22 protein-coding genes are annotated in these 24,746 nt (G+C 70.4%); 14 read left to right on the top strand and 8 right to left on the bottom strand.

Features of this window, described 5'->3' with window-relative positions; all coding sequences use genetic code 11:
* Nucleotides 1-17: 17 nt before the first annotated feature.
* The 6 genes from ACFYOB_RS23635 to ACFYOB_RS23610 all read right to left on the bottom strand — a co-directional run bounded on the left by ACFYOB_RS23635 (nt 18) and on the right by ACFYOB_RS23610 (nt 8,312).
* A complete protein-coding gene (locus tag ACFYOB_RS23635; RefSeq protein WP_388562417.1) occupies nt 18-545 on the bottom strand; it encodes a Pycsar system effector family protein in 528 nt (175 codons plus the stop codon).
* Nucleotides 542-1,939, bottom strand: coding sequence for a hypothetical protein (locus tag ACFYOB_RS23630; RefSeq protein WP_388562415.1), 1,398 nt, complete (start codon nt 1,937-1,939; stop codon nt 542-544). The genes ACFYOB_RS23635 and ACFYOB_RS23630 overlap by 4 nt, the downstream gene beginning before the upstream one ends.
* Nucleotides 1,940-1,958: 19 nt before the next feature.
* The gene (locus ACFYOB_RS23625; protein ID WP_388562413.1) at nt 1,959-4,082 is read right to left on the bottom strand and encodes a hypothetical protein; all 2,124 of its coding nucleotides are present in this window, start codon (nt 4,080-4,082) and stop codon (nt 1,959-1,961) included.
* Nucleotides 4,079-4,834, bottom strand: coding sequence for a hypothetical protein (locus tag ACFYOB_RS23620; RefSeq protein WP_388562411.1), 756 nt, complete (start codon nt 4,832-4,834; stop codon nt 4,079-4,081). The genes ACFYOB_RS23625 and ACFYOB_RS23620 overlap by 4 nt, the downstream gene beginning before the upstream one ends.
* A gap of 138 nt (nt 4,835-4,972) precedes the next feature.
* Nucleotides 4,973-5,686, bottom strand: a complete 714-nt coding sequence (locus ACFYOB_RS23615) for a Crp/Fnr family transcriptional regulator (RefSeq protein ID WP_388562409.1) — start codon at nt 5,684-5,686, stop codon at nt 4,973-4,975.
* Nucleotides 5,687-5,792: 106 nt separating this feature from the next.
* Nucleotides 5,793-8,312, bottom strand: coding sequence for a YfhO family protein (locus tag ACFYOB_RS23610; RefSeq protein WP_388562407.1), 2,520 nt, complete (start codon nt 8,310-8,312; stop codon nt 5,793-5,795).
* 490 nt (nt 8,313-8,802) lie between these two features.
* Here ACFYOB_RS23610 and rpsL point away from each other — a divergent pair, with 490 nt between their 5' ends.
* The 4 genes from rpsL (at nt 8,803) to tuf (ending at nt 13,161) form a co-directional block, all read left to right on the top strand.
* Nucleotides 8,803-9,174: a 30S ribosomal protein S12 gene (gene rpsL, locus ACFYOB_RS23605; RefSeq protein ID WP_007265893.1), complete on the top strand. Its 372-nt coding sequence runs from the start codon at nt 8,803-8,805 to the stop codon at nt 9,172-9,174.
* A gap of 2 nt (nt 9,175-9,176) precedes the next feature.
* Nucleotides 9,177-9,647 (top strand): 30S ribosomal protein S7, encoded by a 471-nt coding sequence (rpsG, locus tag ACFYOB_RS23600; protein ID WP_007265894.1) that lies wholly within the window; start codon nt 9,177-9,179, stop codon nt 9,645-9,647.
* A gap of 39 nt (nt 9,648-9,686) precedes the next feature.
* Nucleotides 9,687-11,819, top strand: coding sequence for an elongation factor G (gene fusA, locus ACFYOB_RS23595; RefSeq protein WP_362395215.1), 2,133 nt, complete (start codon nt 9,687-9,689; stop codon nt 11,817-11,819).
* Between the two features lie 148 nt (nt 11,820-11,967).
* On the top strand, nt 11,968-13,161 hold the full coding sequence (gene tuf / locus ACFYOB_RS23590; protein WP_328927151.1) for an elongation factor Tu: 1,194 nt from the start codon (nt 11,968-11,970) through the stop codon (nt 13,159-13,161).
* Between the two features lie 175 nt (nt 13,162-13,336).
* On the opposite strand, the gene rfbC is transcribed toward tuf, so the two are convergent.
* Nucleotides 13,337-13,936, bottom strand: a complete 600-nt coding sequence (gene rfbC / locus ACFYOB_RS23585) for a dTDP-4-dehydrorhamnose 3,5-epimerase (RefSeq protein WP_388562404.1) — start codon at nt 13,934-13,936, stop codon at nt 13,337-13,339.
* Entirely contained in the window at nt 13,933-14,808 is an 876-nt protein-coding gene (gene rfbA, locus ACFYOB_RS23580) for a glucose-1-phosphate thymidylyltransferase RfbA (RefSeq protein ID WP_388562402.1), read from the bottom strand. Before rfbA ends, rfbC begins: the two co-directional genes overlap by 4 nt.
* An 81-nt stretch (nt 14,809-14,889) precedes the next feature.
* Here rfbA and rfbB point away from each other — a divergent pair, with 81 nt between their 5' ends.
* The 10 genes from rfbB to rplC all read left to right on the top strand — a co-directional run bounded on the left by rfbB (nt 14,890) and on the right by rplC (nt 24,746).
* Nucleotides 14,890-15,867 carry a dTDP-glucose 4,6-dehydratase gene (rfbB, locus tag ACFYOB_RS23575; RefSeq protein WP_361753608.1) on the top strand — a complete coding sequence of 326 codons (978 nt, stop codon included), beginning with the start codon at nt 14,890-14,892 and terminating at the stop codon, nt 15,865-15,867.
* The gene (rfbD, locus tag ACFYOB_RS23570) at nt 15,864-16,787 is read left to right on the top strand and encodes a dTDP-4-dehydrorhamnose reductase (protein ID WP_388562399.1); all 924 of its coding nucleotides are present in this window, start codon (nt 15,864-15,866) and stop codon (nt 16,785-16,787) included. Before rfbB ends, rfbD begins: the two co-directional genes overlap by 4 nt.
* Nucleotides 16,784-18,118: a hypothetical protein gene (locus ACFYOB_RS23565; RefSeq protein ID WP_388562397.1), complete on the top strand. Its 1,335-nt coding sequence runs from the start codon at nt 16,784-16,786 to the stop codon at nt 18,116-18,118. Before rfbD ends, ACFYOB_RS23565 begins: the two co-directional genes overlap by 4 nt.
* 68 nt (nt 18,119-18,186) lie before the next feature.
* Nucleotides 18,187-18,876, top strand: coding sequence for a glycosyltransferase family 2 protein (locus ACFYOB_RS23560; RefSeq protein ID WP_388562395.1), 690 nt, complete (start codon nt 18,187-18,189; stop codon nt 18,874-18,876).
* Nucleotides 18,873-19,358 (top strand): DUF2304 domain-containing protein, encoded by a 486-nt coding sequence (locus ACFYOB_RS23555; protein ID WP_388562393.1) that lies wholly within the window; start codon nt 18,873-18,875, stop codon nt 19,356-19,358. Before ACFYOB_RS23560 ends, ACFYOB_RS23555 begins: the two co-directional genes overlap by 4 nt.
* Before the next feature lie 6 nt (nt 19,359-19,364).
* A complete protein-coding gene (locus ACFYOB_RS23550; RefSeq protein WP_388562391.1) occupies nt 19,365-20,267 on the top strand; it encodes a glycosyltransferase family 2 protein in 903 nt (300 codons plus the stop codon).
* A gap of 30 nt (nt 20,268-20,297) precedes the next feature.
* Nucleotides 20,298-22,127, top strand: coding sequence for a hypothetical protein (locus ACFYOB_RS23545; protein ID WP_388562389.1), 1,830 nt, complete (start codon nt 20,298-20,300; stop codon nt 22,125-22,127).
* Nucleotides 22,128-22,210: 83 nt separating this feature from the next.
* On the top strand, nt 22,211-23,311 hold the full coding sequence (locus tag ACFYOB_RS23540; RefSeq protein WP_388562387.1) for a hypothetical protein: 1,101 nt from the start codon (nt 22,211-22,213) through the stop codon (nt 23,309-23,311).
* A gap of 467 nt (nt 23,312-23,778) precedes the next feature.
* Nucleotides 23,779-24,087: a 30S ribosomal protein S10 gene (gene rpsJ, locus ACFYOB_RS23535; protein ID WP_003948644.1), complete on the top strand. Its 309-nt coding sequence runs from the start codon at nt 23,779-23,781 to the stop codon at nt 24,085-24,087.
* A 14-nt stretch (nt 24,088-24,101) separates the two neighbouring features.
* On the top strand, nt 24,102-24,746 hold the full coding sequence (gene rplC, locus ACFYOB_RS23530; RefSeq protein WP_007265899.1) for a 50S ribosomal protein L3: 645 nt from the start codon (nt 24,102-24,104) through the stop codon (nt 24,744-24,746).

Below are 24,746 nucleotides of genomic sequence, written 5' to 3'. Positions count from 1 at the left end.
TCGTCGTATCGGGGACGTCAGCCGATGAGCAGGGCGGCGGGGAGCAGCACCGTGGCGGTGCAGAAGGCGAACAGGCCGGTCCTGATCCACTGGTGCTTGCGGGCGGCGATCCGGCTGTTCTCCGCGAGCGCCGCCATCAGCGAGGCGGCGGGGTCGCGGTCGGTGTCGGCGAGGGCCTCTGCGAGGCGGCCCTGGCGCACCGCCGAGCGGATGTCGCCGAAGTACGAGAGCGGGGAGCCCGGCCGCCACTCGGCCGAGCGGTACCGGGGCAGCACTGCCAGCAGCAGGGCGAGCAGTGCCACGGCGAGGGCGACGGCCCCCGCCCACCACACGGCCGTGCCGGGGGCGGAGAGCGTGTCGGGCCGCCAGCCCTTTCCGGCGAGCAGGGCGCTGATCACCCCGGCGGTCATCCCGAGGGCGCCGACCAGCACCGAGGCCTTGCTGTCGGCCCGGGCTATCTCTCCGCGCAGGTCGGACAGGAGCCGGGTGGCGGCCTCGCCGCCGGGCGGAGGCGGGGTCGGCGTCGGGGACGGGGTCGCGGTCACGGCTGCGGCCTCCCGGCGTCGGCCTGGGGCTGGTCCTGGGCCTGGGCCTCGGGCCGGGGCTCGGGCTCGGGTTCGGGCTCGGGTTCGGCCGTGGGGCCGGGCGGGGCCGGCGGCTGTACGGGAGCGGTCCCGTACCCGGGCGGCGGCTCCCACTGGGCGAAGGTCGGGGCCGGCCCGTACGTCGCGGGCGGCTGCGGCGCGGCCGGTCCGTAGCCCTGTACGGGGACACCCTGTACGGGGACACCCTGTACCGGTGCCCCGGGCGGGGCCGCGGGCGGCTGCGCGGGCGGGGCCGGGAGCCGGCCCGGATAGGGCGGGGCCGGGTCGTGGGGGACACCGGGGAGGCGCTGGTTCAGGATGTCGTTCATGGCCCGCAGCGCCAGCTGCTTGGGTCCCTGCAACTCGTGCCGCTCGGCCCCGCCGTCTCCGAGCACCTGGCTGACCAGGTTCATCTGGTCGCGGATCATCTGGAGCTGGTCCTCGCGCATGGTCCGCATGACGAGGGCCGAGTCCTCGGGGTGCTGGGCCAGGTGGAGCGCCCACGCGTGCACCCCGCCCTGCTCCAGGTGGTACTGGTAGAAGGCGATCTTCTCGGCCTCGACGCGCTGCAGCTCCGCCTGCTGGCGGCTCAGCTCCAGGCGCTGCTGGTGCTCCCACTGCTGCTGCTGCAGGGCCAGCTCGTGCTGCTGGCCACCGTAGGCCAGCGCCCGTCCGGTGGTCAGCTCGTCCTGCTGGCGGGCCCGCTGGTCGAGCTGGGCGTCGTAACGCATGCCGAGCTGCTCGGTGAGGATCTGCTCGTCGGTGCCGTGGTGGATGGCCTGCATGCGCAGCTGGTGGTCGATGTTCTCCTGGTCGCGCCGCAGCCGGACGGTCCAGGAGGTCTGGAGCCCGCACGTCCGGCCGAGCGGGCCGGCCGCGGGCAGCGCCCGCAGCAGTTCCCCTTCGGCCTCGGCGCTCCGGGCGATGGAGAAGCGCCGCGCGACCGGCCGGGCGGCCTGCTCCAGCTCGCCGAGCAGCAGCCGGGGCACGTCGCGGTGACGGCTCTCCACGAACCGGGCCGGGTCCGTCACCTGCCAGCTGATCTCCACGACCACGACGAACTGGAACGCGTCGTTGTCGCTGGGGAGCTCGATCTCCGCCCGGAAGTGGTGGACTCCCGTGTCCACCTCGTAGACCGCCGTGTAGCCGCGGGTGGAGCCGGGCCGCTGCGGCGGCAGGAAGGCGACGTACCCGCCCTTGGTGGTCGAGAAGACCAGGGCGTGGTCGATGCGGGTCTGCAGCTTGCGGAACACCTCGAACCGCCCGAGCTGCTGGACGGTGATCACCGGGTCGATCAGCTGGGTGTGCCGGTCGGCCGGCTGCTCCCAGTCGGGGTGGCGGCGGGGATCGGACATCGTGCGGCTTCTCCTCGGTTCAGTGGTTCGGCAGTACGGTCAGCAGGCGCTCGGCGGCGGCGGGTACCACCCCGTGCTTCCCCTCGCGCAGGAGGTGGAGCAGCCGCTCCCGCTCGTTGGCGCGGGTGACCAGGGCGGGCAGCAGGGCGGCGAGCGCCCATTCGGTGGCGTGGTCGCGGTCCGCGGCCACCACCCAGTCGTGCAGCACGTCGAGGGCGTCCTGGTTGGGGAGGCGGCCGAGGGCGGCCCGCCACAGCTCGGCGATCCCGCGGGCGGAGTGCGGCCGCTCGGTGACGGACCGGGCGTACCAGGCGAGGACCAGCGGGCGGCCGAAGGGCTCGTCGTCCTCGGTGTGCCGGCAGGCGCGCAGGAAGCCGTCGAGGGCGAGGTCGACGGCGGCCCGGTCGTCGTCGCGCGTGCGCAGCACCTCGGCGAGGACCTCGTCGCGCGCGTCGGAGAGGAGCAGCAGTTCGACGGACTGGGCGAGTTCGAGCAGCATCGCCGCGTCGTTCCCGTCGCGCCGGACGGCCACGCGCAGGGCTTCGACGGTCTCCGCGGGCCGCTCGTCGCCGATCAGTCCGTGGACGCGGATGGCGGCCCAGCGCAGGCGCGCGTGGGCGTCCTCGTCGGCGCACCAGCGGTCGATGATCCGCGGGATGTTCGGGGTGCCGATGATGTGGGCGAGCGCGAGGGCGTTGACGGCGCCGATCCGCAGCCACGGGCGGTCGGACAGCGCCCATTCCTCGATGACCAGGGCCATCGCGGAGGGCAGGTCGTGGAGGGCCAGTACGGCGACGGTGGACGCGGCCCGGGTGCGTACGAAGGAACGCCCGTCGGCTGCGAGCAGCCGCAGCCAGCCGACCAGCGCGGGGCGGGCGGACGGATGGCCGGTCCACACCTCGCGGAGCAGGACCGCCGCGAGCCGGTCGTCCTGGAAGGCGGCCATCGACTGGGTGACCGGGCCCCACTCGGTCTGCTCCTCCTTCGGGTAGCGGATGGCGCGGGCCAGCTGGAGGCGCTTGGCGGGGTTGGTGCCGAAGACGGGGACGGCCGCGGACACGTCCGGGTCCTCGGTGCGCTGGAGGAGGCCGAACAGGAGGTCGCTGAGTTCGGCGGTGAGGGCGTACGGCCCCTTGTGGAAGGCGGCGAGGGCGACGAGGAAGGCCTTCTCCCGCAGGTGCAGCGTGCCGTCCGCGTCCTCGAACCACTCCTGGATCTGCTGCTCCAGAGCGGCCTGGGAGAAGGTCTCGATCTCCGACGCGTCGGAGCCGTGGAGGGAGTGCCGGCCCAGTACCTCGGCGAACCGCGCGGCCTCGCGGAGCTGGTGGTGGCCGCTGAGGAAGTCGGTGACGGCGGGCAGCGCGAGCAGCCGCCGTAACTCGCCTTCGTCGTCCACGTGGGCGCGCAGTGAGGAGCGCAGGACGGCCGTGGTGCCGGGAGGCTGCCAGGGGTGGCCCGAGACGCCCTCCAGATGGGTGTGCGGACCGGCGGTGATCACCAGGACGCCGTTCTCGCCGAGCTTGTCCCTGGCGGCCAGCAGGTGCGTGTCGCGCAGCGGCTGGTCCCGCGTGGTGATCGGGTCGCACAGGACGTACCCGCGCGCCTCTCCGGCGGTGAGCCGGTCGGCCAGGTTCTCGGGGGACGTGCTCCGGTCCAGGGAATGGACCGAAGCGGTGCCCAGGCGCCGCAGCAGCAGGAGTGCGGCGGTGCGCCGGCCCGTGAAGCGGGGGCCCGTGAGTACCAGGACGCGCTCCTTGCGGAGCTGCTCCAGCAGGTCCTGGAAGTTGCTGCCGTCCTCGGCGAACACCCTGTCGAGGCGTTTCAGCGTCCCTCTGGGGACCTCGCCGGAGGTGTGCGCGGCGCCGCCGACCATCAGGTGGTTCACGGTGACGCCGCCGTGGAAGGTGCCGCCGCTGATGCCGTGGTTGACGCCGCCGAACTGGCCGCCGCCGACGCCGCCGCGCATCGCGTCGGGGATGCCGCGCAAGAGGTCGCGCCGGGCGTCGTAGGCGCTCTGGGGTGCTTCCTCCGCCGGAGCCGGAGCCGGTGCCGCAGCCGCGGCCGCGGCCGCCGGCTCGGCCGGGGACTCCGCCTGGTCCGGTCCCTCGGGGGGTACCGGGGCGTCCGCGACCGGGGTGCTCATCGGCGGTCACCGCCGCCCAGCTGGATGTCGCCGTGGAAGGTGCCGCCGGCGATGCCGTGGTTGACGCCGCCGAACTGCCCGCCGTTGATCTGGCTCACCGGGACCGGGGCCGCCGTGGCGCCCCCGGTCCCGGCTGTCCCGGCGCCGGAGTCCCCCTCAGGCTCCGGCGCCGGGACCCCCGTCGGCAGTGGTCCGTACAGCCACGCGCCCAGCGGGCCGTTCTTGCTGGGCATGGTGACCGCTGTGAATTCGTCGGCCGGGATTCCGGTGTGGTTGTGCCGCACGATGCCGGCGTAGACCGACTCCGAGACGCAGAGCGCGTAGTCGTCCGTACGCTCGCGCAGGGCTTCCTTCAGGGGTTCGCCGTCCAGCAGCCGGCAGGCGTGGTTGAGGTCCGTGCCCACCCAGCCGTCGAACTCGTCGACGGCGACGTACCCGGTCGCGAGCACGGCCCGCAGCCGGATCTGCGCCGAGCTGGCCGCCAGCCGGTTCACGGCGCGCAGCTGGGCGGGGACCTCGGTCATCAGGGCGCGCAGCAGAGTCGTCAGCGGCGCGCTCGGGTCGATCATCTCCATGATCGCGTCGCCGCGGTCGGCACGCAGTCGTAACGTCTGGTCGATTCCGGCGGCCAGCAGGGTCCGGTCGACGACGTCGTACAGCATCCGGCGCAGGAAGGCCTGCTGGACGTCGTCGCGGTCGCTGTAGCGCTCGGTGTCGACCAGGAGGATGGTGCGGGGGAGTGGGTCGTTCATGATCGCCTCTCGTGGTGGATCCCGGTGGATCCCTGCTGTGACAAGAGAGTGGGGCAGACGGGCGCCCCGCCGTGAGGGCGGATGACGCACCCGGAGTGTGACGCCCTGCACTGAAGGCGCGGGCAGCCCCGGGGCTGCCTAGGCCGGCGGCTGCGACTGGGCGATCCGGCGCAGTACGTCCGGCCGTACGATCACCAGCGCGCGGCGGCCGGTGATCACGACGCCGCGTTCGCGGAGCTCCTTGAGCTCCCGCTGGACCATCTCGCGGGAGGCCCCGACGGCTCCGGCGAGCTCTTCCTTGGTGAGCGCAACGGTCAGCTCGACGCCTGCGGGGGCAGCGCGGCCGTGGGTCCTGGACAGGTCCAGGAGCAGGACGGCGAGGCGCTCGCGCACGCTCAGCGAGGCGAACTCCAGGCGGCGCCGGTCGGCGGCGCGGGTGCGGTCGGAGGTGAGGGCGAGGAGCTGGAGGGCGACCGCGGGGAAGGCGGCGAGGTACGCGCGGAAGGCCTCGTGGTCGACGGCCACGGCCCGGACCGGCTCCAGTGCGGTCACGGTGGCGGAGCGGACGCGGCCGGTGAGGGCGGCGGACTCGCCGAGGATGTCGCCGGGCCCGCGCAGGGCGAGCAGCGCCTGGTAGCCGTTGGGCGCGGCGACGCTCACCTTGGTCCAGCCGTGCAGGACCAGCAGGATGTGCGAAGAGGGCTCGTTCTGGTGGATCAGGCGGTCGCGCGGTGCGAACGCCAGCTCACGGCCGAGCGCGCGTAACGCCGTACCGTCCTCGTTCTCCAGCCGGGCCAGGAAGGGGACCCGGTCGTCCAGCCCTCCGTCGCCCGGGAGGTTGTCCAAAGCCATGCGGCCCCCGCCCCGATGCGTCAGAGCGGTCAATTTACTGACCGCGGGCCCCTCGCAGATCCGGAACCACTCGATTGAGTACGGACGGTCACGGACAGTGCCCGGGTCAGGCGGCGGCGCCCGCGCGGCGGCGGCGCGCGCCCGCCACCGTGACCGAGACCAGGGCCAGGAGGGCGAGGGCGGCGCCGGCCAGGCCCGGGGTGAGGCCCTTGGGGGTGAAGGCGCAGGAGACCTTCTTCGTGCCGGGGGCCAGGGGCAGCGACACCAGGCCGTGGAAGTCGCGCACCGGGGCGGAGCACTGCCAGCCCGGGATGTCGGTCATCGCGAAGACTGCGGTGCCGGTGGCGCCCTCGGGAAGGGTGGCCTCGACGGTGTGGCCGCCCGCCTTCACGTCGGTGGCGCCGCCGGCGGTCAGCCGGGCGACCGCCGTGTCGAGGGCCGCGCGGTCCAGGCAGCCCAGCGGGTGCTCCCCGGCGCTCGCGCCCTTCGTGCGGGTGTCCACGGTGACGTCGATCCGGCCCGAGGCGGGGACCTCGCCCAGCGGGATCACACCGGTCGTCTGGTCCTCCAGCTGCCGCTCGGCGCCTGCGGTCCGCAGGGTGCCGTACACCTCGGGGGAGTACCAGTAGGCCTCGGAGCCGGGAGCGCACTGCGCCGCGTACGTCTGCTCGGTGGCGCTGCCGCCGCGGGTGACCTGCGGGACCCGGTAGACGGTGGCGCCCAGGACGTTCTCCTGGTGGGCGTAGACGCTGCCCGCGGGGTTCGGCGAGGTGTAGGTGGTGGAGCGGACCGTGACCAGCGGGGGCGCGGGGAACTTCGAGCCCGTCCAGCTGCCCGGAGCGGCCCCGGGGCGGACCCGCGCGCCGATCGAGAAGATCGCGTCGAGCACCGGGTTGTCGGCGCCGAAGAAGGTCCGGCCGTCGTTCTTGAAGCCGTATCCCAGGGGCTCCAGTGCCCCGTACGTGGCCTCCGGGAGGTAGCTGCTGTAGTACTGCGGCCCCTCCGCGCGCAGGGCCAGGGCGTCGTTGTACGAGGTCTGCGGAGAGCCCGAGTCGGTCCGGTAGGCGGGCCAGCCGTCCACCTGTCGGACGGCTTCGTAGTGGTCGGTGATCGACCGGTTCGAGGTGGCGGTCGGCTTCGCCCAGCGCTCGCGGGCCCGGCGGGCGTCCGCGCTCGCCGCGGCCACCGTGGACTCGGCGAAGACCACGCCGACCATGAGGACGGCCGCGACGGGGACCAGGTACCGGCGCTTCTCACCCAGCGCGAGCAGGACCAGGGCCAGCAGCGACACGGCCCCGCCCCCCAGCACCGCGCGCCAGGTCCAGCCGCCGAAGTCGTCGGTGTGCCGGAGTACGAAGGTGGCCGCGACCAGCAGTCCGGCGGTGAGCGCGAGGTGCAGCGGGCGGGGCCGGGCGGCCAGCGCCAGCCAGGCCACGACGACCACCATGCCGCTGAAGACGAAGGCCTCGCGGTACGGATTGCCGTTGGGCACCGCCAGCCCGTGCCACACGTACTGCGTGGGCGGGAACTGGAACGAGGCGGCCACGAGCAGGATCGCGGCAGCCCACACCAGGCGGGTCCGCCTCGCGACGGCGGCGTTGAAGACGAAGGAGCCCGCCAGGATCAGCCCGAGCGAGGCGACGTAGAGCCGTGGGCGGCCGCCCCACAGGTGGGTGGCCGGGAGCATGCCCGCGAGGAAGAGCTCGATCCGGACCGGGTCGAAGGCGGCGGCCTGGGTGGGCTGCGCCGAGCCGCTGGACAGGAACGACGGCAGGAGGAGCGGCAGGGTGAGCATCACCCCGGTCGTGGCGGCCGTCGACGCCCGCCACAGGGCGCGCAGTCTTGCCCGGGCTCCGTCCGGGGGGACCCCCAGCCCGCGCGTCATGTCCCGGGTGATCAGGCGGATGGCCAGCAGGACGCAGGCGGCCATCGTGGCCATCATCGCGGTGTAGAAGTTCCCGTACCAGGCGAGCGCGACCAGCAGGGCCGCGCCCGGCCAGCGGCGCTCCTCCAGGCACCACTCGACGGCGATGCCGAGCAGGGGGAGGGCGACCAGGCCCCACAGCCACATGGGGATGTACGAGGCGTCGCTGAGCGCCCAGCCGCACAGGCCATAGCAGGCGCCGAGGACGCCGCGCTGCCACCACGGACCGGGGCGCAGCTTGCCGAGGTACACCGTCATCACGGCGGCGGCCGTGCCCATGGTGACCGGGGTGAGCGCGAAGACGGCCAGGTCGACGTGGGCGCGCGGGACCAGGACGGTCAGCCACGAGAAGGGGTTGCCGAGGTACGTGTAGTAGTCGGACAGGAACTGCTGTCCGAAGCCGCCGCGCCAGGTGAAGAGCACATCACCGGCGGCCTGCCCGTGGACCAGGTCCCAGAGCGCGCGGTGGAAGGGCACGTACTGGTTGGCCTGGTCGTTGAGGGCCCGGCCGGTGTTGCCGAAGGGGAAGGTGCCGCGCGCCACCCAGGCCGCGCAGAACGCCCCCGAGGTGATCAGGAAGGCGAGCAGGGGTCCGTACAGCCGGGCGGGGCGGGGACGGCGGCGCCGGGGGGCGGGCAGGTCCCGGCCGCCGTCGGGGCGCGGGCTGTGCGCCGTGGCCGGCTCCGAGGTGACCGTCCCCAATGTCCCGCTCCCCTGATGATCGTGCCGTTTGGGCTGAAGCGCTCGGCAGTTTAGTTCGCCGGGCCGCTACCGGGCCGCGTGCGGGCCGCGCGCCGGGCCTCGGGCACGTGCTCGTGCGGGACGGTCACGGCCCTGTCGAGGGGGACTGACCTGGCCGTCTTTACCACGGCCCTACCACATGTGCGAGTCAGCGGGGCCGCACGGGGGTGTCGCCCAGGTGGCGCACGGGTCGTGGCGGTCTCCCGGCTCCGGCGGCCGGGCTTTTGTTTTGACCGAAGTGGTTGCGGTAGGTACGCTCAGACCTTGTGCCTGGGGTGTGCCTGGGCTCCCGTGCGTGTCCATCAACCGCAGGAGAGCCCGTATCGGCCACCGCGATCCATGCGTTTCCGTGCTTGCGCGGAAGTCCGCCGGATCCGACACACCCGACCGCGTGGGTCGGCAAATGTTCCAGGTTAGCTTCACTACACGGCACACAGAAACCGGAGAAGTAGTGCCTACGATCCAGCAGCTGGTCCGTAAGGGCCGGCAGGACAAGGTCGAGAAGACAAAGACCCCCGCGCTTGAGGCCTCGCCCCAGCGTCGCGGCGTCTGCACGCGTGTGTTCACGACCACCCCGAAGAAGCCGAACTCGGCGCTGCGTAAGGTCGCGCGTGTGCGTCTGACCTCTGGCATCGAGGTCACCGCTTACATTCCGGGTGAGGGACACAACCTGCAGGAGCACTCGATCGTGCTCGTGCGTGGTGGCCGTGTGAAGGACCTGCCGGGTGTTCGTTACAAGATCATCCGCGGTGCGCTTGACACCCAGGCTGTCAAGAACCGCAAGCAGGCCCGCAGCCGCTACGGCGCCAAGAAGGAGAAGTAAGAATGCCTCGTAAGGGCCCCGCCCCGAAGCGCCCGGTCATCATCGACCCGGTCTACGCATCTCCTCTGGTGACCTCGCTCATCAACAAGATCCTCCTGAACGGCAAGCGCTCCACCGCCGAGCGCATCGTTTACGGCGCCATGGAAGGCCTCCGCGAGAAGACCGGCAACGACCCGGTCATCACGCTGAAGCGCGCGCTGGAGAACGTCAAGCCGTCCCTCGAGGTCAAGTCCCGCCGTGTCGGTGGCGCGACCTACCAGGTTCCGGTTGAGGTCAAGCCGGGCCGCCAGTCGACCCTCGCGCTGCGCTGGCTCGTGGGTTACTCCCGCGCCCGCCGCGAGAAGACCATGACCGAGCGCCTCATGAACGAGCTGCTCGACGCCTCGAACGGTCTTGGCGCTGCCGTCAAGAAGCGTGAGGACACGCACAAGATGGCCGAGTCCAACAAGGCCTTCGCGCACTACCGCTGGTAGTTCTAACCCACATCGAGACCGAGAGAAGACTGAGCCGATATGGCTACCACTTCGCTTGACCTGGCCAAGGTCCGCAACATCGGGATCATGGCCCACATCGACGCGGGCAAGACGACCACCACCGAGCGCATCCTGTTCTACACCGGTGTGTCTTACAAGATCGGTGAAGTCCACGACGGCGCTGCCACGATGGACTGGATGGAGCAGGAGCAGGAGCGCGGCATCACGATCACGTCCGCCGCGACGACCTGCCACTGGCCGCTCGAGGACGTCGACCACACCATCAACATCATCGACACTCCGGGTCACGTTGACTTCACGGTCGAGGTGGAGCGTTCGCTCCGCGTCCTCGACGGTGCCGTCACCGTGTTCGACGGTGTCGCCGGTGTGGAGCCGCAGTCCGAGACCGTTTGGCGTCAGGCGGACCGCTACGGCGTTCCGCGTATCTGCTTCGTCAACAAGCTCGACCGTACCGGCGCCGAGTTCCACCGCTGTGTCGACATGATCAAGGACCGCCTCGGTGCGGTTCCGATCGTCATGCAGCTCCCCATCGGTGCCGAGGCTGACTTCCAGGGTGTCGTCGACCTCGTCACGATGAAGGCGTTCGTCTGGTCCGCCGAGGCGACCAAGGGCGAGATGTACGACATCGTCGACATCCCCGACACGCACACCGAGGCCGCTGAAGAGTGGCGCGGGAAGCTCGTCGAGACCGTCGCCGAGAACGACGACGAGATCATGGAGCTCTTCCTGAACGGCGACGAGCCGTCCGTGGAGCAGCTGCACGCCGCCGTCCGTCGCATCATCCTCGGCTCCGGCAAGGGCAAGGGCGAGCCCACGATCACCGCGGTGTTCTGTGGTACGGCGTTCAAGAACAAGGGCGTCCAGCCCCTGCTCGACGCTGTCGTCCGCTACCTGCCGTCGCCCCTGGACATCGAGGCCATCGAGGGCCACGACGTCAAGGACCCCGAGGTCGTCGTGAAGCGCAAGCCTTCCGACGAGGAGCCGCTCGCGGCGCTGGCGTTCAAGATCATGAGCGACCCGCACCTCGGCAAGCTCACCTTCGTCCGGGTTTACTCGGGCCGCCTGGAGGCCGGCACTGCGGTGCTGAACTCCGTCAAGGGCAAGAAGGAGCGCATCGGCAAGATCTACCGCATGCACGCGAACAAGCGTGAGGAGATCGACTCGGTGGGCGCCGGCGACATCGTCGCCGTGATGGGCCTGAAGCAGACCACCACCGGTGAGACGCTGTGTGACGACAAGAACCAGGTGATCCTGGAGTCCATGGACTTCCCGGCGCCGGTCATCCAGGTCGCCATCGAGCCCAAGTCCAAGGGTGACCAGGAGAAGCTGGGTGTCGCCATCCAGCGTCTCGCGGAGGAGGACCCCTCCTTCCACGTTCACTCGGACGAGGAGACGGGCCAGACCATCCTCGGCGGTATGGGCGAGCTGCACCTCGAGGTGCTGGTCGACCGTATGAAGCGCGAGTTCAAGGTCGAGGCCAACGTCGGCAAGCCGCAGGTGGCCTACCGCGAGACGATCCGCAAGGCCGTCGAGCGTCACGACTACACCCACAAGAAGCAGACCGGTGGTACCGGTCAGTTCGCCAAGGTGCAGATCGCGATCGAGCCCATCACCGAGACCGACGGTCCGGCGTACGAGTTCGTGAACAAGGTCACCGGTGGCCGCGTGCCGAAGGAGTACATCCCTTCGGTCGACGCCGGTGCGCAGGAGGCCATGCAGTTCGGCATCCTGGCCGGCTACGAGATGACGGGCGTTCGCGTCACGCTTCTCGACGGTGGCTACCACGAGGTCGACTCCTCCGAGCTCGCGTTCAAGATCGCCGGTTCGCAGGCCTTCAAGGAGGCCGCGCGCAAGGCTTCTCCCGTGCTCCTTGAGCCGATGATGGCCGTCGAGGTCACCACGCCCGAGGACTACATGGGTGATGTCATCGGCGACATCAACTCCCGCCGTGGCCAGATCCAGGCCATGGAGGAGCGTCACGGCGCTCGCGTCGTGAAGGGCCTCGTGCCTCTTTCGGAGATGTTCGGCTACGTCGGAGACCTCCGCAGCAAGACCTCGGGTCGCGCCAGCTACTCGATGCAGTTCGACTCCTACGCCGAGGTTCCCCGGAACGTCGCCGAGGAGATCATCGCGAAGGCCAAGGGCGAGTAACTCTTCCGAGTTCACGCTTTAGGCTTGCCACCGGAGCCTCTGGGGCAACAGGAGAAACCTCCCGTTGCCCCGGGGGAGCCGGCTATCCAGCAAAGATCACCTGGCGCCGATCTGTAAGGCGTACAGAACCACTCTCAGGAGGACCCCCGTGGCGAAGGCGAAGTTCGAGCGGACTAAGCCGCACGTCAACATCGGCACCATCGGTCACATTGACCACGGTAAGACGACCCTCACGGCCGCCATTACCAAGGTGCTGCACGACAAGTACCCGGACCTGAACGCGGCCTCGGCCTTCGATCAGATCGACAAGGCTCCTGAGGAGCGCCAGCGCGGTATCACCATCTCCATCGCGCACGTCGAGTACCAGACCGAGGCGCGTCACTACGCCCACGTCGACTGCCCGGGTCACGCGGACTACATCAAGAACATGATCACCGGTGCCGCGCAGATGGACGGCGCGATCCTCGTGGTCGCCGCCACCGACGGCCCGATGCCGCAGACCAAGGAGCACGTGCTCCTGGCCCGCCAGGTCGGCGTTCCGTACATCGTTGTCGCCCTGAACAAGGCCGACATGGTGGACGACGAGGAGATCCTGGAGCTCGTCGAGCTCGAGGTCCGCGAGCTGCTCTCCGAGTACGACTTCCCGGGCGACGACCTGCCGGTCGTCCGCGTCTCCGCGCTGAAGGCGCTCGAGGGCGACGCCGAGTGGGGCGAGAAGCTCATCGGCCTCATGGACGCCGTCGACGAGGCCATCCCGACCCCGCCGCGTGACACCGAGATGCCGTTCCTCATGCCCGTCGAGGACGTCTTCACGATCACCGGTCGCGGTACGGTCGTCACCGGCCGTATCGAGCGTGGTGTCCTGAAGGTCAACGAGACCGTCGACATCATCGGTATCAAGGAAGAGAAGACCACCACCACGGTCACCGGTATCGAGATGTTCCGCAAGCTGCTCGACGAGGGCCAGGCCGGTGAGAACGTCGGTCTGCTCCTCCGTGGCATCAAGCGCGAGGACGTCGAGCGCGGCCAGGTCATCATCAAGCCCGGTTCGGTCACCCCGCACACCGAGTTCGAGGCCCAGGCCTACATCCTGTCGAAGGACGAGGGTGGCCGTCACACCCCCTTCTTCAACAACTACCGTCCGCAGTTCTACTTCCGTACCACGGACGTCACGGGTGTCGTCACCCTGCCGGCCGGCACGGAGATGGTCATGCCGGGCGACAACACCGAGATGACGGTCGCGCTGATCCAGCCGGTCGCCATGGAGGAGGGCCTGAAGTTCGCCATCCGTGAGGGTGGTCGTACCGTGGGCGCCGGCCAGGTCACCAAGATCACGAAGTAATTCGTGTTCTGACCTGGTAGCTCGTTGAATCGGGCACCAAGTTGCACTGAAGGGCCCCGGCCCACCGCTTCGGCGGTGGGGCGGGGCCCTTCGGCGTGGCAGGGGAACGACGGCGCGGAACGAGAGGAGGGCCGCACCCTTTCGGGTACGGCCCTCCTGTCGTGACTGCGGCGGGTCAGCTCACGCGGAGCGACTCGGTGAATTCCTTGCAGGCCGCGTAGTCGGGCAGCAGCCCGGACGCGATGGCGTCGGCCAGCGACGGGGCGGCCTCGTCACGGGCGGACAGCAGCGGCACGTCGGCCGGCCACTCGATGGCCAGGTCGGCGTCGAGCGGGTGGACCGAGTGCTCACCGGTCGGGTTGTAGGTCTCCGAGCAGAGGTACGACAGCGTCGCGTCGTCGCTCAGCGCGCAGAACCCGTGGCCGAGGCCCTCGGGGATGTAGACCGCGCGGCGGTCCACGTCGTCCAGGCGGACGCCCTCCCACTTGCCGAACGTGGGGGAGCCGACCCGGAGGTCCACGATGACGTCGAGCACGGCGCCGCGTACGCAGGTCACGTACTTGGCCTGGCCACGGGGTACGTCGGCGAAGTGGATGCCGCGGACCACGCCCGCGGAGGAGACCGAGAGGTTCGCCTGCGCCAGGTTCAGCGGGTGGCCGACCACCTCGGCGAGCCGGTCGAAGCGGTACCACTCGGTGAACAGGCCGCGCGGGTCCCCGTGCAGCTGCGGGGTGACCTCGAAGGCGCCCTCGATGGAGAGTTCACGGAACTTCATCGGGCGTCCTCCTCGGCGAGCAGGGCCAGCAGGTAGTCGCCGTAACCGCTCTTGGTGAGCGGCTGGGCGAGCTCGCGCAGCCGCGCGGAATCGATCAGGCCGGCCCGCCAGGCCGCCTCCTCGATGCAGCCGATCTTGAAGCCCTGGCGCTCCTCGATCACGCGGACGAACTCGGAGGCCTGCACCATCGAGACGAAGGTGCCGGTGTCCAGCCACGCGGTACCGCGGTCGAGGATCGTGACGTTGAGCTCGCCGGCCTGGAGGTACGCGTCGTTGACCGCGGTGATCTCCAGTTCGCCGCGGGCGCTGGGCTTCAAGCCGCGGGCTATCTCTACGACCTGGTTGTCGTAGAAGTACAGGCCCGGCACCGCGTAGCGGGACTTGGGCTTGACCGGCTTCTCCTCGATGGAGATGGCCTGGCCGTTCTCGTCGAACTCCACCACGCCGTACGCCGTCGGGTCCGCCACCGGGTACGCGAAGACCCGGCCGCCCTTGGAGTCGGTGTGCTCGGCGAGCCGGGTGCCCAGGCCGCTGCCGTGGAAGATGTTGTCGCCGAGGATCAGCGCGACGGACTGGTCACCGATGAAGTCGGCGCCGAGGACGAATGCCTGGGCGATGCCCTCCGGGCGCTCCTGGACGGCGTACTCCAGCCGCAGGCCGAACTGCGAACCGTCGCCGAGCAACCGCTCGAACTGGTCGCGGTCTTCTGGGGTGGTGATGATCAGAATTTCACTGATACCCGCCATCACCAGGGTGGAGAGGGGGTAATAGATCATCGGCTTGTCGAAGACGGGCAGCAGCTGCTTCGAAACGGCCCGGGTCAACGGCCAGAGTCGCGATCCGGTGCCACCGGCCAAAAGGATTCCACGCATGGGTGAACCCTATGCGAGAGCGTGCGGGGGAGCCGAGCCAAGGGAATGTGACGTTCGGCAGGCCGCTAGACTCTTCGTATTATGCGCATCCTCGTGACCGGCGGCGCCGGCTTCATCGGTTCAGAATTCGTCCGCCAGCAGCTCGGTGCAGATGCCACGGCGCAGATCACTGTCTTCGACAAGCTGACGTACTCGGGCGTCGAGGCCAACCTCGCTCCGGTCGCGGACCACCCCGGATACACCTTCGTCAAGGGCGACATCTGCGACGCGGAGGCCGTCGACCAGGTCATGCCCGGTCACGACGTCGTCGTGCACTTCGCCGCCGAGTCCCACGTGGACCGCTCGATCGCCGGCGCCGGCCCCTTCGTGATGACCAACGTGGTCGGCACGCAGGTCCTGCTGGACTCCGCCCGCAAGCACGGCGTCGGCCGCTTCGTCCACATCTCCACCGACGAGGTCTACGGCTCGATCAGCGAGGGCTCCTGGACGGAGGAGTGGCCGCTGGTGCCGAACTCCCCGTACTCCGCCTCCAAGGCGTCGTCCGACCTGCTGGCGCTGGCCTACCACCGCACCCACGGCATGGACGTGGTGGTCACCCGCTGCTCCAACAATTACGGGCACTACCAGTTCCCGGAGAAGGTCATCCCGCTGTTCGTCTCCAACCTGATGGACGGCAAGAAGGTCCCGCTGTACGGCAACGGCGGCAACGTGCGCGACTGGCTGCACGTCTCCGACCACTGCCGCGGCATCGACCTGGCCATGCGCAAGGGCCGCGCGGGCGAGGTCTACAACATCGGCGGCGGTACCGAGCTCACCAACAAGGAGCTCACCGGCGTGCTGCTGGAGGCCGCCGGCCTCGGCTGGGAGATGGTCGAGCAGGTCGAGGACCGCAAGGGCCACGACCTCCGCTACTCCATCGACATCAGCAAGATCGGCGCCGAGCTCGGCTACGCGCCGCAGGTCACCTTCGAGGACGGCATCAAGGCCACCATCGAGTGGTACCGCGAGAACCGCGCCTGGTGGGAGCCGCTGAAGGCGAAGGCGGCCCTGCAGAAGTGAGGACCAACTCGTTCGCCGGCCGCTGGCTCGTCACCGGCGCCGCCGGGATGCTCGGCCAGGACGTCCTGACCGTCCTGAGGCGCGCCGGGATCGAGGCCGTCGGCATGCGCCGCGCCGACCTCGACATCACCGACCCGGCCGCCGTCCGGGCCGCGGTCGAGGGCGTCACCGTGGTCGTGAACTGCGCCGCCTGGACCGACGTGGACGGCGCCGAGACCGCCGAGGAAGCCGCCACCGCCGTCAACGGCACCGGCGTACGCGTCCTCGCCGAGGCCTGCGCCGCCGCCCATGTGCGCCTGATCCACGTCTCCACCGACTACGTGCTGCCCGGCGACGCCGCGGAGCCGTACCGGGAGGACGCCGAGACCGGTCCGGTGAACGCCTACGGCCGCTCCAAGCTGGTCGGCGAGCAGGCCGTCACCGAACTGCTGCCGCAGGACGGCTACGTGGTCCGCACCGCCTGGCTGTACGGCGAGCACGGGCCGAACTTCGTCGCCACCATGCTGAAGCTGGCCGCCCAGCGGGACACCCTCGACGTGGTCGACGACCAGCACGGTCAGCCCACTTGGTCCTACGCGCTGGCCCGCCACCTGGTCGAGCTCGGCCTGGCCGCGCTGAAGGGCTGGGCCATGGGCGGGATCTACCACGGCACCGCGAGCGGCCGGACCACCTGGATGGGACTGGCCCGCGAGACCTACCGGCTGAGCGGCCTGGACCCCGAGCGGATCCGGCCGACCACCTCCGAGGCGTTCGTGCGCCCCGCCGTCCGCCCCGCCTTCAGCGTGCTCGCGCACGACAACTGGGACGAGGCGGCGGGCCTCGCCCCGCTGCCCGACTGGCAGGAGCAGCTGGCCGAGGCGCTCGCCACCCCGGTCTTCACCGCACTGGCCAAGCAGGCCCGGGACGGCCGTACGGGATGAAGGCCCTGCTGAACAAGCTGACCGCGGCGCTGCCGCCGGGCACCGTCGCGGTGGCCGGCGGCACCGTCGTGCTCGGCGCGGCCTCCTACGTCCACCTGGGCGTGGCCGGCCACAGCCTGTCCAAGCCGGACATGGCCAACGTCTCGGTGCTGTGGACGATCGTGATGTCCCTCGGCATCGGCGTCTTCTTCCCCATCGAGCAGGAGCTCACCCGGATCGTCTCGGCCCGCGTGGTGCTGGGCCAGGGCACCGCCCCGGTGCTCCGCCGGGCCACCGTGCTCACCGCGGGGATCCTGGGGGCGACCCTGCTCGTACTGGGCCTGGGCGCGGGCCCGATCGCCGACCTGCTGTTCCAGGGCGACCGCGGCCTGGTGGCCGCGCTCGGCGGTGCCTTCACCGGCATGGCCGTCTGCTACCTCACCCGCGGTGTACTGGCGGGCCTCGGCCACTTCGGCGCGTACGGCACCCAACTCGCCGTCGACGGCGGTCTGCGGATCGTGCTCGCCTTCGGCTGCGCGCTGCTCGGACTGCACTCGGCCGTCGCCTTCAGCCTGGTCCTGGCCATCGCGCCGGTCGTGGCGATGCTCCTCACCCTGCCGGCGCTGCTGCGCGCCGTCGGCCCCGGCGAACCGATCGCCTGGCGGGAGCTGTACAGCGGACTGGGCCTGCTCGTCTGCGCGACCCTGCTGTCCCAGCTGGTCGTCAACGCCGCGGTGATGAGCACCAAGCTGCTGGCGCCCACCGACAGCGCCCTGATCGCGGCCCTGCTGAGCGCGCTGGTCCTGGCGCGGGTGCCGCTCTTCGTCTTCGGCTCGCTCCAGGCGTCCCTGCTGAGCGGCCTCACCGCGGCCTTCACGGCCGGCGACCGGGCCGCGTTCTGGGCGATGCTGCGCCGGATCGGCGTGGTCGTCGGAGCGCTCGGGCTGCTGGGCGGCGTACCCGCCACGGTGCTCGGCCCCTGGCTGATCGAGGTGCTCTTCAACGCCAACGAGCCGGTGCTCGACCGCTTCGACTTCTTCCTGATGTCCGCGGGCACCGTGGCGTACATGTTCGCGATGGTGCTCGGACAGGCGCTCATGGTATTCAAGCGGCACAACCTGCAACTGCTCTGCTGGGCCGTCGGTACCGGGGTCCTGCTGGGCATCACCTTGATACCGGGCGACGTGGCCCTGCGCGTGATCGTCGCCTACGCCCTCGGCTCCGTCGCCACCGTGCTGGCTATGCTGGCAGCGCTGAGGCTGAGCTTCCCCGCAGCGGCTGCGGCAGCCACCGGGGGGCCCGGGCAGACGGCCGACACACGCGGCCCGGGCGTGGGCGCGGTCGGGAAATGACCATGCCGGCCCACGACGTCACACCGATCACCGAGCACTCGTTTGTGCCCCATTCCGCTGGAGCTACCGTGTCCCAATACGACGATGTCTGGCTGGTCATACCGGCCTATAACGAGGGCCAGGTGATCGCCGACGTGGTCGAGGGGGCCCGCAAGACGTTCCCCAACATCGTCGTCGTCGACGACGGCAGCACGGACGACTCGGCCAAGCACATAGCCACGACCGGCGCCCACTTGGTGCGCCACCCCGTCAACCTCGGCCAGGGCGCGGCACTGCAGACGGGTCTCACCTACGCGCTCGCCCAGTCCGGCGCCCAGTACTTCGCCACCTTCGACGCCGACGGCCAGCACCAGACCAAGGACGTCGAGACGATGGTCGCGGTGCTGCGCGGCGACGAGGCCGACGTCGTGCTCGGCTCCCGCTTCATCGAGCAGAACGGCCAGGTGCCGTGGATCAAGCAGGTGGTGCTGCGTACGGCCGCCGCGGTCAGCCCCACCGCCCGCAAGCTCAAGCTCACCGACTCGCACAACGGCCTGCGCGTGCTGAGCCGTAAGGCCGCGGAGCAGCTGAACATCACGATGAACGGCATGGCCCACGCGTCCGAGCTCGTCGGCTTCCTCGCCGGCTCCGGACTGCGGGTCACCGAGGTCCCGGTGGACATCCTCTACACCGACTACTCACGCGCCAAGGGTCAGTCCCTGATCAACGGCGTCAACATCCTTTTTGACATTTCGCTGCGGGAGCGTGGGCGTCGATGAAGTACTTCTGGATCCAGCTGCTGCTGATCCTCGGTTCGGTGTCCATGGCACTGATGTTCATCCGGACCTGGGGCCAGGCGAAGAACCGGGCCTGGAAGCGCATAGCGTTCTCGGTGTTCGTCGTCGTCAACGTGTACGCGGTGCTCCGCCCGACCGACGTCACCTGGGTCGCCCAGCAGCTCGGCGTCGGCCGAGGCACCGACCTGGTGCTCTACGTGATGGTGCTCGCGATGGGCTTCCTCACGCTCAACACCTTCCTGCGCTTCCGTTCGCTGGAGAAGAAGATCACCGACCTGGCCCGGACGGTGGCCATCAACGAAGGCGTGCGGCACAACGACGAGCGCCTGGGCGCGGACGTCCCCGCCGCGTCGGCGACCGCTGTCGCCGAGGCCAAGGCCGAAGCCAAGGACGAAGCCAAGGACGAAGCCAAGGCCGAGGCCGAGGTTGACGCCGATGCCGACTCCGACTCCGTGAAGGCCTGACGCTCCATGGTGACGTTCGACTTCATGCTCCCCTACTACGGGGACGTGCAGCTGATGCAGGACGCCGTGCGCAGCGTCCTCGCGCAGACCGACCCGGACTTCCGGCTCGTCGTGATCGACGACGGCAAGGAGCCGGACGTACCCGGCTGGTTCGAGCAGCTCGGCGACGAGCGGGTCCACTACACCCGCAACGAGCGGAACCTCGGCATCACCAAGAACTTCCAGAAGTGCGTGGAGCTGTCCGAGGCCGACTACGTGGTCATCATGGGCTGCGACGACCTCCTGCACCCGCACTACCTGGAGACCGTCCGCTCGGTCATCGGCGCCCACCCGGGCATCGGCATGGTCCAGCCCGGCGTCGAGGTCATCGACGGCGAAGGCCGCGTCACGCAGGGCGGCCTCGCGGACAACACCAAGAAGCGGCTGTACGCGCCGCAGGTGAAGGGCCGCCGGCTGATGGCAGGTGAGGAGCTGGCCGCCAGCGTGCTGCGCGGCAACTGGCTGTACTTCCCCTCCATCGCCTGGCGCGGCGAGGCGCTGCGCAAGGTGAACTTCCGCGACGACTACTCGGTGATCCAGGACCTCGCGCTGGTGGTCGACCTGCTGGAGGGCGGCGAGGAGATGGTGATCGACAACTCGACCACGGTCTTCCAGTACCGCCGGCACGCCGTCAGCGAGTCGTCGGTGCAGGCCTTCTCGGGCACCCGCTTCACCGAGGCCGCGCGGTACTTCGCCGCGGTCGCCTCGCGCATGGACGCCCGCGGCTGGCCCAAGGCGGCCCGCGCGGCCCGCTTCCACAGCGCATCCCGCCTGCACGCGCTCACCATGCTCCCCGGCGCCCTGCGCCGCGGACACCGGGAAGGCGCGCGCACCCTGGCGAAGCACGCCTTCACCTCCGGCCAGAACTGAGCCGATCCGCACACCACGAAACGGACTGAGATGACACACCTGGCCCCCGAGGCGGTCGGACAGGCCGGCTCGGAGCACCGCCACGCCGAGACAGCGGAAGGCGGGCGTCCCTCGTCCGTTTCCCCACGCCGTGCGTGGCTGTCCCGGCGCTGGGTGCTGCCCCTGGCCGAGGTCGTGGTCAGCCTCGCGGCAGCCCTCGGGTTCACCCTGCTGAGTACGCACATCAGCGTGAACCCGCTGGTCCGCGTCGGGCAGGTCAGCGGTCTCGCCAAGCTCCAGCAGTACGCGGCCGTCATAGGCCTGCCGCTGCTCGCGCTCCTGCTCTACACCGCCTACCGCGGCAAGCTGCCCCGCCACCAGATGGTCAAGCGCCTGGTCTGCGCGGCCCTGGCGGGTCTCGCCACCGGCGTGGTGGCGGGCGGCGTGGTCGTCGCCCTGCGCGGCACCCCCTGGCCGCTCGGCGGTCAGGAGGGCGACCCGAGCGCCCTGGTCGCCATGGCCAACTCGTTCCTGCACGGCGAGGGCGTGTCGGGCATCTACCCGCCGCTCTTCCCCGGCCTGATGGCCGTCTGGGCGAAGATCCGATACGACGTCCCGGGCGGGACCGCATTCGCCCTCAAGGACTTCCAGATCTTCTTCACCGCCGTCGCGGGCCCGATGACGTACCTGGCCTGGCGGCTGCTGCTCCGCCCGTTCTGGGCACTGCTGATCGCCGTCCCGTCGGCCATCCTCTTCATGGACCCGATCCGCCCGTACAGCCACGCCACCATGCTCGTGCTGCTGCCGCTGCTCGGTTACTGGCTGCGCGAGATGCGCAGCGCCGGCGAGCGGCCGCTGCGCCGTACGCTGCTGCGCGGCGCGGTCCTCGGCCTCGTCTTCGGCCTGCTCTTCCTCTGGTACTCCGGCTGGTACGTCTGGGCCGCGCCCGGCGTGGGCATGCTGGCGCTGTTCCTGTTCCCCTGGCGTGCCGGGGGAGCGGTGGTCAAGCGGGCCGGCGCGTTCGTCGGGATCACCGTGCTGACGGCCGGTGTGGTCGGCGCCCCGCTGCTCTACCAGATGGCCCGGCTCGGCTCGCAGACCCCGGACCGCTACGCCTTCCTGGCCGTGTACGTCGACCCGGCGTACGTGCTGGGCTGGGTGTCCGACCGGTCCGGCAAGCTGGAGTTCCAGACCTGGCCGGCGGCGGGGGAGATGGCCGGGCAGAGCGGCTTCGCGCTGCTGCTGCTGTTCGCCGTGGGTCTGGGCGTCGGTCTGGGACTGCGCAACGTCATGGTCCGCACCGCCGCCGCCACCCTGGCCGGCGCCTGGCTGGCCCGCTTCTGGTTCGCCTCGCACATGGCGCACGACAAGGCGGTCCAGCTCTACCCGCGCACCACCTGGATCATCATGTACTGCCTGATGATCCTGGCCGTCCTCGGCATGATGGCCGTGGTCCACCGGGGCTCCGGCTGGGCCGAGCGCACCCTGCGGCCGCAGGGTGCCGAGCCGACGGCCCGGGTCCTGCCCCGCCGGGTGGTCCAGCAGCTCGCGGCCGGCATGGTGTGCGTGGTCGCGCTGTTCGCCACGATGGGGGCGTCCTGGTCGGTCAACCGGTACATGCCGCAGTCCGACGACATGTCGATGGGCATCGACGCCTACCGGGCGCACACCATCAAGAAGGCCGACGGCCGTTGCCCGCGCTTCGCGCCGAGCAAGACGTGCGCGGAGATCCTCACGAACGACTGGCGGCAGAACCCCGACGACGGGGAGCTCTGGTGCGGTGGCATCGGCCCCTTGAACTGGCAGGCCGTCTGCGGTCGCAAGGCGCCGGCGTCGGAGCTGCAGAAGGAACAGCAGAAGGAACAGCAGAAGGACAAGTAGCTCCGCTAGATCGGGCATATTCGCAGGTGAGAGGCTCCGCGCCGGATGGTGCGGGGCCTCTCGCCCGTCACCAGGGGTGGGACATGAGGAACAACGAGAGCGCCGAGGACAGACCGGGACTCTCCGACGAGGAGTGGGCCCGGTTCATGGAGCAGGCGGCCGCCGGGGCGGGGGACGCGCCGAGGGAGCCGTCGGCACGGGCCCGGATGGTCACCGCGCGGCTGCGCGACCAGCCGGAACCGGCGGGCTGGCGCACCGCCCCCGCTCCGCGGGAGAGGGCGGGCAGGCGCCGGCTGCGGGCCGTCGTGGCCATCGTCTTCATCGCCGGGCTCGCGCTGGTCGCCGTACGCCCCGAACTGCTGATCGACCGGATCACGGGCAGGACCCAGGCCCGCGAGGGCGCACAGGACGCCGCCCCGCTGCCCGCGGAGTCGCTCGCGCCGACGGTCCCGCCGCCGTCCGCGGACCCCGACCGGCCGACTCTGCAGGAACCTTTCCGCGGCTCCCCGGCCCTCCAGTGGGCCGACGGCGCCGCAGGCATCGAGGTCCCGGAGGCCACCGCCGTGGGCGGGATGACCAAGACGCAGGTCGCGGACGCGCTGGCGAAGACCCGGCAGTTCCTGATCGCGGCCAACCTGGACCCCGCCACCCTGCGCGGGGAGCGTCCGGCCGCGGCGCTGGCCCTGCTGGACCCCCTGCAGCCGGAGGTTCCGCAGCGGCTGGAGCGGTCGCTGACGCGTCCGAGCGCGCAGGACACCCCGGTGACGCTCTTCACCCGCTTCGACCCGGCCGAGGTCACGCCGGTCGGCGACGTCGTCAAGGTGCGCGGCAGCATGCACGCGGAGCAGGGGGAGCGGGGGGAGCTGCTGGTGGTGGCGGACTACACCTTCGTCCACCCGCTGACCAAGGGGGGCACGAGCCTGCAGCGGACCATCGTGCGCCGGCAGGTGACCCTGGCCCTGCTCGACCCGGCGCGCTGGCAGACCACCCGGGGCCGCCTCCAGGCGCGGAGCTACACCGCGGAGTGGTCGAACGTGGAGTGCGAGGCAGCCGACGGCTTCCTGCACCCGCAGTTCCCACTGGACGCGCCGGGCGGGCCGGGGCCCACGGGGCCCGCGTCGGACCCGTACGACCGCAGCCAGAACATTCGGGGCGAAGGGTGCAGGACCATCACACGGTCCTGACCGGGGGAGACCCCGCCCGGGGGACATGGGTGCGGCAGCTTGACCACTCAGCGTGGCGGGGTATTCTCTTCGGCCCGATTGGCCAGGTACGTGCCTCGTATGGCAGACTACTCAAGTTGCTCGGTTGAGTGCCGATGTTGCACGCCTCCCGCCGGGAGGACCGGAAGCGAGTCCCACAGTACTCGTCGTCCTTAATCTGCCTTTCGGGGCAGCAATGGGGACGGACGTACGGGAATCTTCTGGGAAGTGTCAGCACGGTGCCCACCAGGCACTCGGTGGGTGTTTCTCCCCCGCAGCGCGGTCCCGGGACCGCACCCCCTTGGAGAGGGAATTTCCGTATGGGAATTTTCTGTAGAGGGAGTGCGACACGCCCGACCGCGTGGGTCGGAGGAGAGGCCGCGGGATCCGTCCCGCAGCCGGCCGAGGGCCAGAGCGTTTCCACATAGAGACAGGACTACGGAGTAGCCATGGCGGGACAGAAGATCCGCATCCGGCTCAAGGCCTACGACCACGAGGTCATCGACTCCTCGGCGAAGAAGATCGTCGAGACGGTGACGCGCACTGGTGCGTCGGTCGCGGGCCCGGTGCCGCTGCCCACTGAGAAGAACGTGTACTGCGTCATCAAGTCGCCGCACAAGTACAAGGACTCGCGCGAGCACTTCGAGATGCGCACGCACAAGCGCCTGATCGACATCCTCGACCCGACGCCCAAGACCGTTGACTCGCTGATGCGCCTGGACCTTCCGGCCGGCGTTGACATCGAGATCAAGCTCTGAGAGGCGTCGAGAAGATGGCAAAGCAGATCAAGGGCGTCCTGGGCGAGAAGCTCGGCATGACCCAGGTCTGGGACGAGAACAACCGTGTCGTCCCGGTGACCGTTGTCAAGGCCGGGCCCTGCGTCGTTACCCAGGTCCGTACGAACGACATCGACGGCTACGAGTCGGTCCAGATCGCCTTCGGCGAGATCGACCCGCGCAAGGTGAACAAGCCCCTCAAGGGCCACTTCGCCAAGGCCGACGTGACCCCCCGCCGCCACCTGGTGGAGCTCCGCACCTCCGACGCCAGCGAGTACACGCTCGGCCAGGAGATCACTGCTGAGGTGTTCGAGTCCGGCGTCAAGGTTGACGTCACGGGCAACAGCAAGGGCAAGGGCTTCGCCGGTGTCATGAAGCGGCACAACTTCCGGGGCCTCGGCGCCGGTCACGGTGTGCAGCGCAAGCACCGCTCCCCCGGTTCGATCGGTGGCTGCGCCACCCCTGGGCGTGTCTTCAAGGGCATGCGCATGGCCGGTCGCATGGGTAACGAGCGTGTCACCACCCAGAACCTGACCATCCACGCGGTTGACGCGGAGAAGGGTCTGCTGCTCATCAAGGGCGCGGTCCCCGGTCCGAACGGCGGCCTCGTCCTGGTCCGTACCGCGGCCAAGGGGGCTTGA

The organism is Streptomyces sp. NPDC006463, from assembly GCF_042870715.1.
Lineage (GTDB): Bacteria > Actinomycetota > Actinomycetes > Streptomycetales > Streptomycetaceae > Streptomyces.
The sequence above is the reverse complement of the archived record's forward strand: the minus strand, read 5'-3'. Positions and strand labels throughout refer to the sequence as shown.

Excerpts from the sequence above, each read along its gene's own strand:
- rfbA (WP_388562402.1), bottom strand. The coding sequence starts at position 14,808 with ATGCGTGGAATCCTTTTGGCCGGTGGCACCGGATCGCGACTCTGGCCG.
- rfbB (WP_361753608.1), top strand. The coding sequence starts at position 14,890 with ATGCGCATCCTCGTGACCGGCGGCGCCGGCTTCATCGGTTCAGAATTC.
- ACFYOB_RS23565 (WP_388562397.1), top strand. The coding sequence starts at position 16,784 with ATGAAGGCCCTGCTGAACAAGCTGACCGCGGCGCTGCCGCCGGGCACC.
- rfbC (WP_388562404.1), bottom strand. The coding sequence starts at position 13,936 with ATGAAGTTCCGTGAACTCTCCATCGAGGGCGCCTTCGAGGTCACCCCG.
- ACFYOB_RS23625 (WP_388562413.1), bottom strand. The coding sequence starts at position 4,082 with ATGAGCACCCCGGTCGCGGACGCCCCGGTACCCCCCGAGGGACCGGAC.
- rpsG (WP_007265894.1), top strand. The coding sequence starts at position 9,177 with ATGCCTCGTAAGGGCCCCGCCCCGAAGCGCCCGGTCATCATCGACCCG.
- rpsJ (WP_003948644.1), top strand. The coding sequence starts at position 23,779 with ATGGCGGGACAGAAGATCCGCATCCGGCTCAAGGCCTACGACCACGAG.
- ACFYOB_RS23620 (WP_388562411.1), bottom strand. The coding sequence starts at position 4,834 with ATGAACGACCCACTCCCCCGCACCATCCTCCTGGTCGACACCGAGCGC.
- ACFYOB_RS23550 (WP_388562391.1), top strand. The coding sequence starts at position 19,365 with ATGGTGACGTTCGACTTCATGCTCCCCTACTACGGGGACGTGCAGCTG.
- ACFYOB_RS23555 (WP_388562393.1), top strand. The coding sequence starts at position 18,873 with ATGAAGTACTTCTGGATCCAGCTGCTGCTGATCCTCGGTTCGGTGTCC.
- fusA (WP_362395215.1), top strand. The coding sequence starts at position 9,687 with ATGGCTACCACTTCGCTTGACCTGGCCAAGGTCCGCAACATCGGGATC.
- ACFYOB_RS23540 (WP_388562387.1), top strand. The coding sequence starts at position 22,211 with ATGAGGAACAACGAGAGCGCCGAGGACAGACCGGGACTCTCCGACGAG.
- ACFYOB_RS23615 (WP_388562409.1), bottom strand. The coding sequence starts at position 5,686 with ATGGCTTTGGACAACCTCCCGGGCGACGGAGGGCTGGACGACCGGGTC.
- ACFYOB_RS23545 (WP_388562389.1), top strand. The coding sequence starts at position 20,298 with ATGACACACCTGGCCCCCGAGGCGGTCGGACAGGCCGGCTCGGAGCAC.
- ACFYOB_RS23630 (WP_388562415.1), bottom strand. The coding sequence starts at position 1,939 with ATGTCCGATCCCCGCCGCCACCCCGACTGGGAGCAGCCGGCCGACCGG.
- rplC (WP_007265899.1), top strand. The coding sequence starts at position 24,102 with ATGGCAAAGCAGATCAAGGGCGTCCTGGGCGAGAAGCTCGGCATGACC.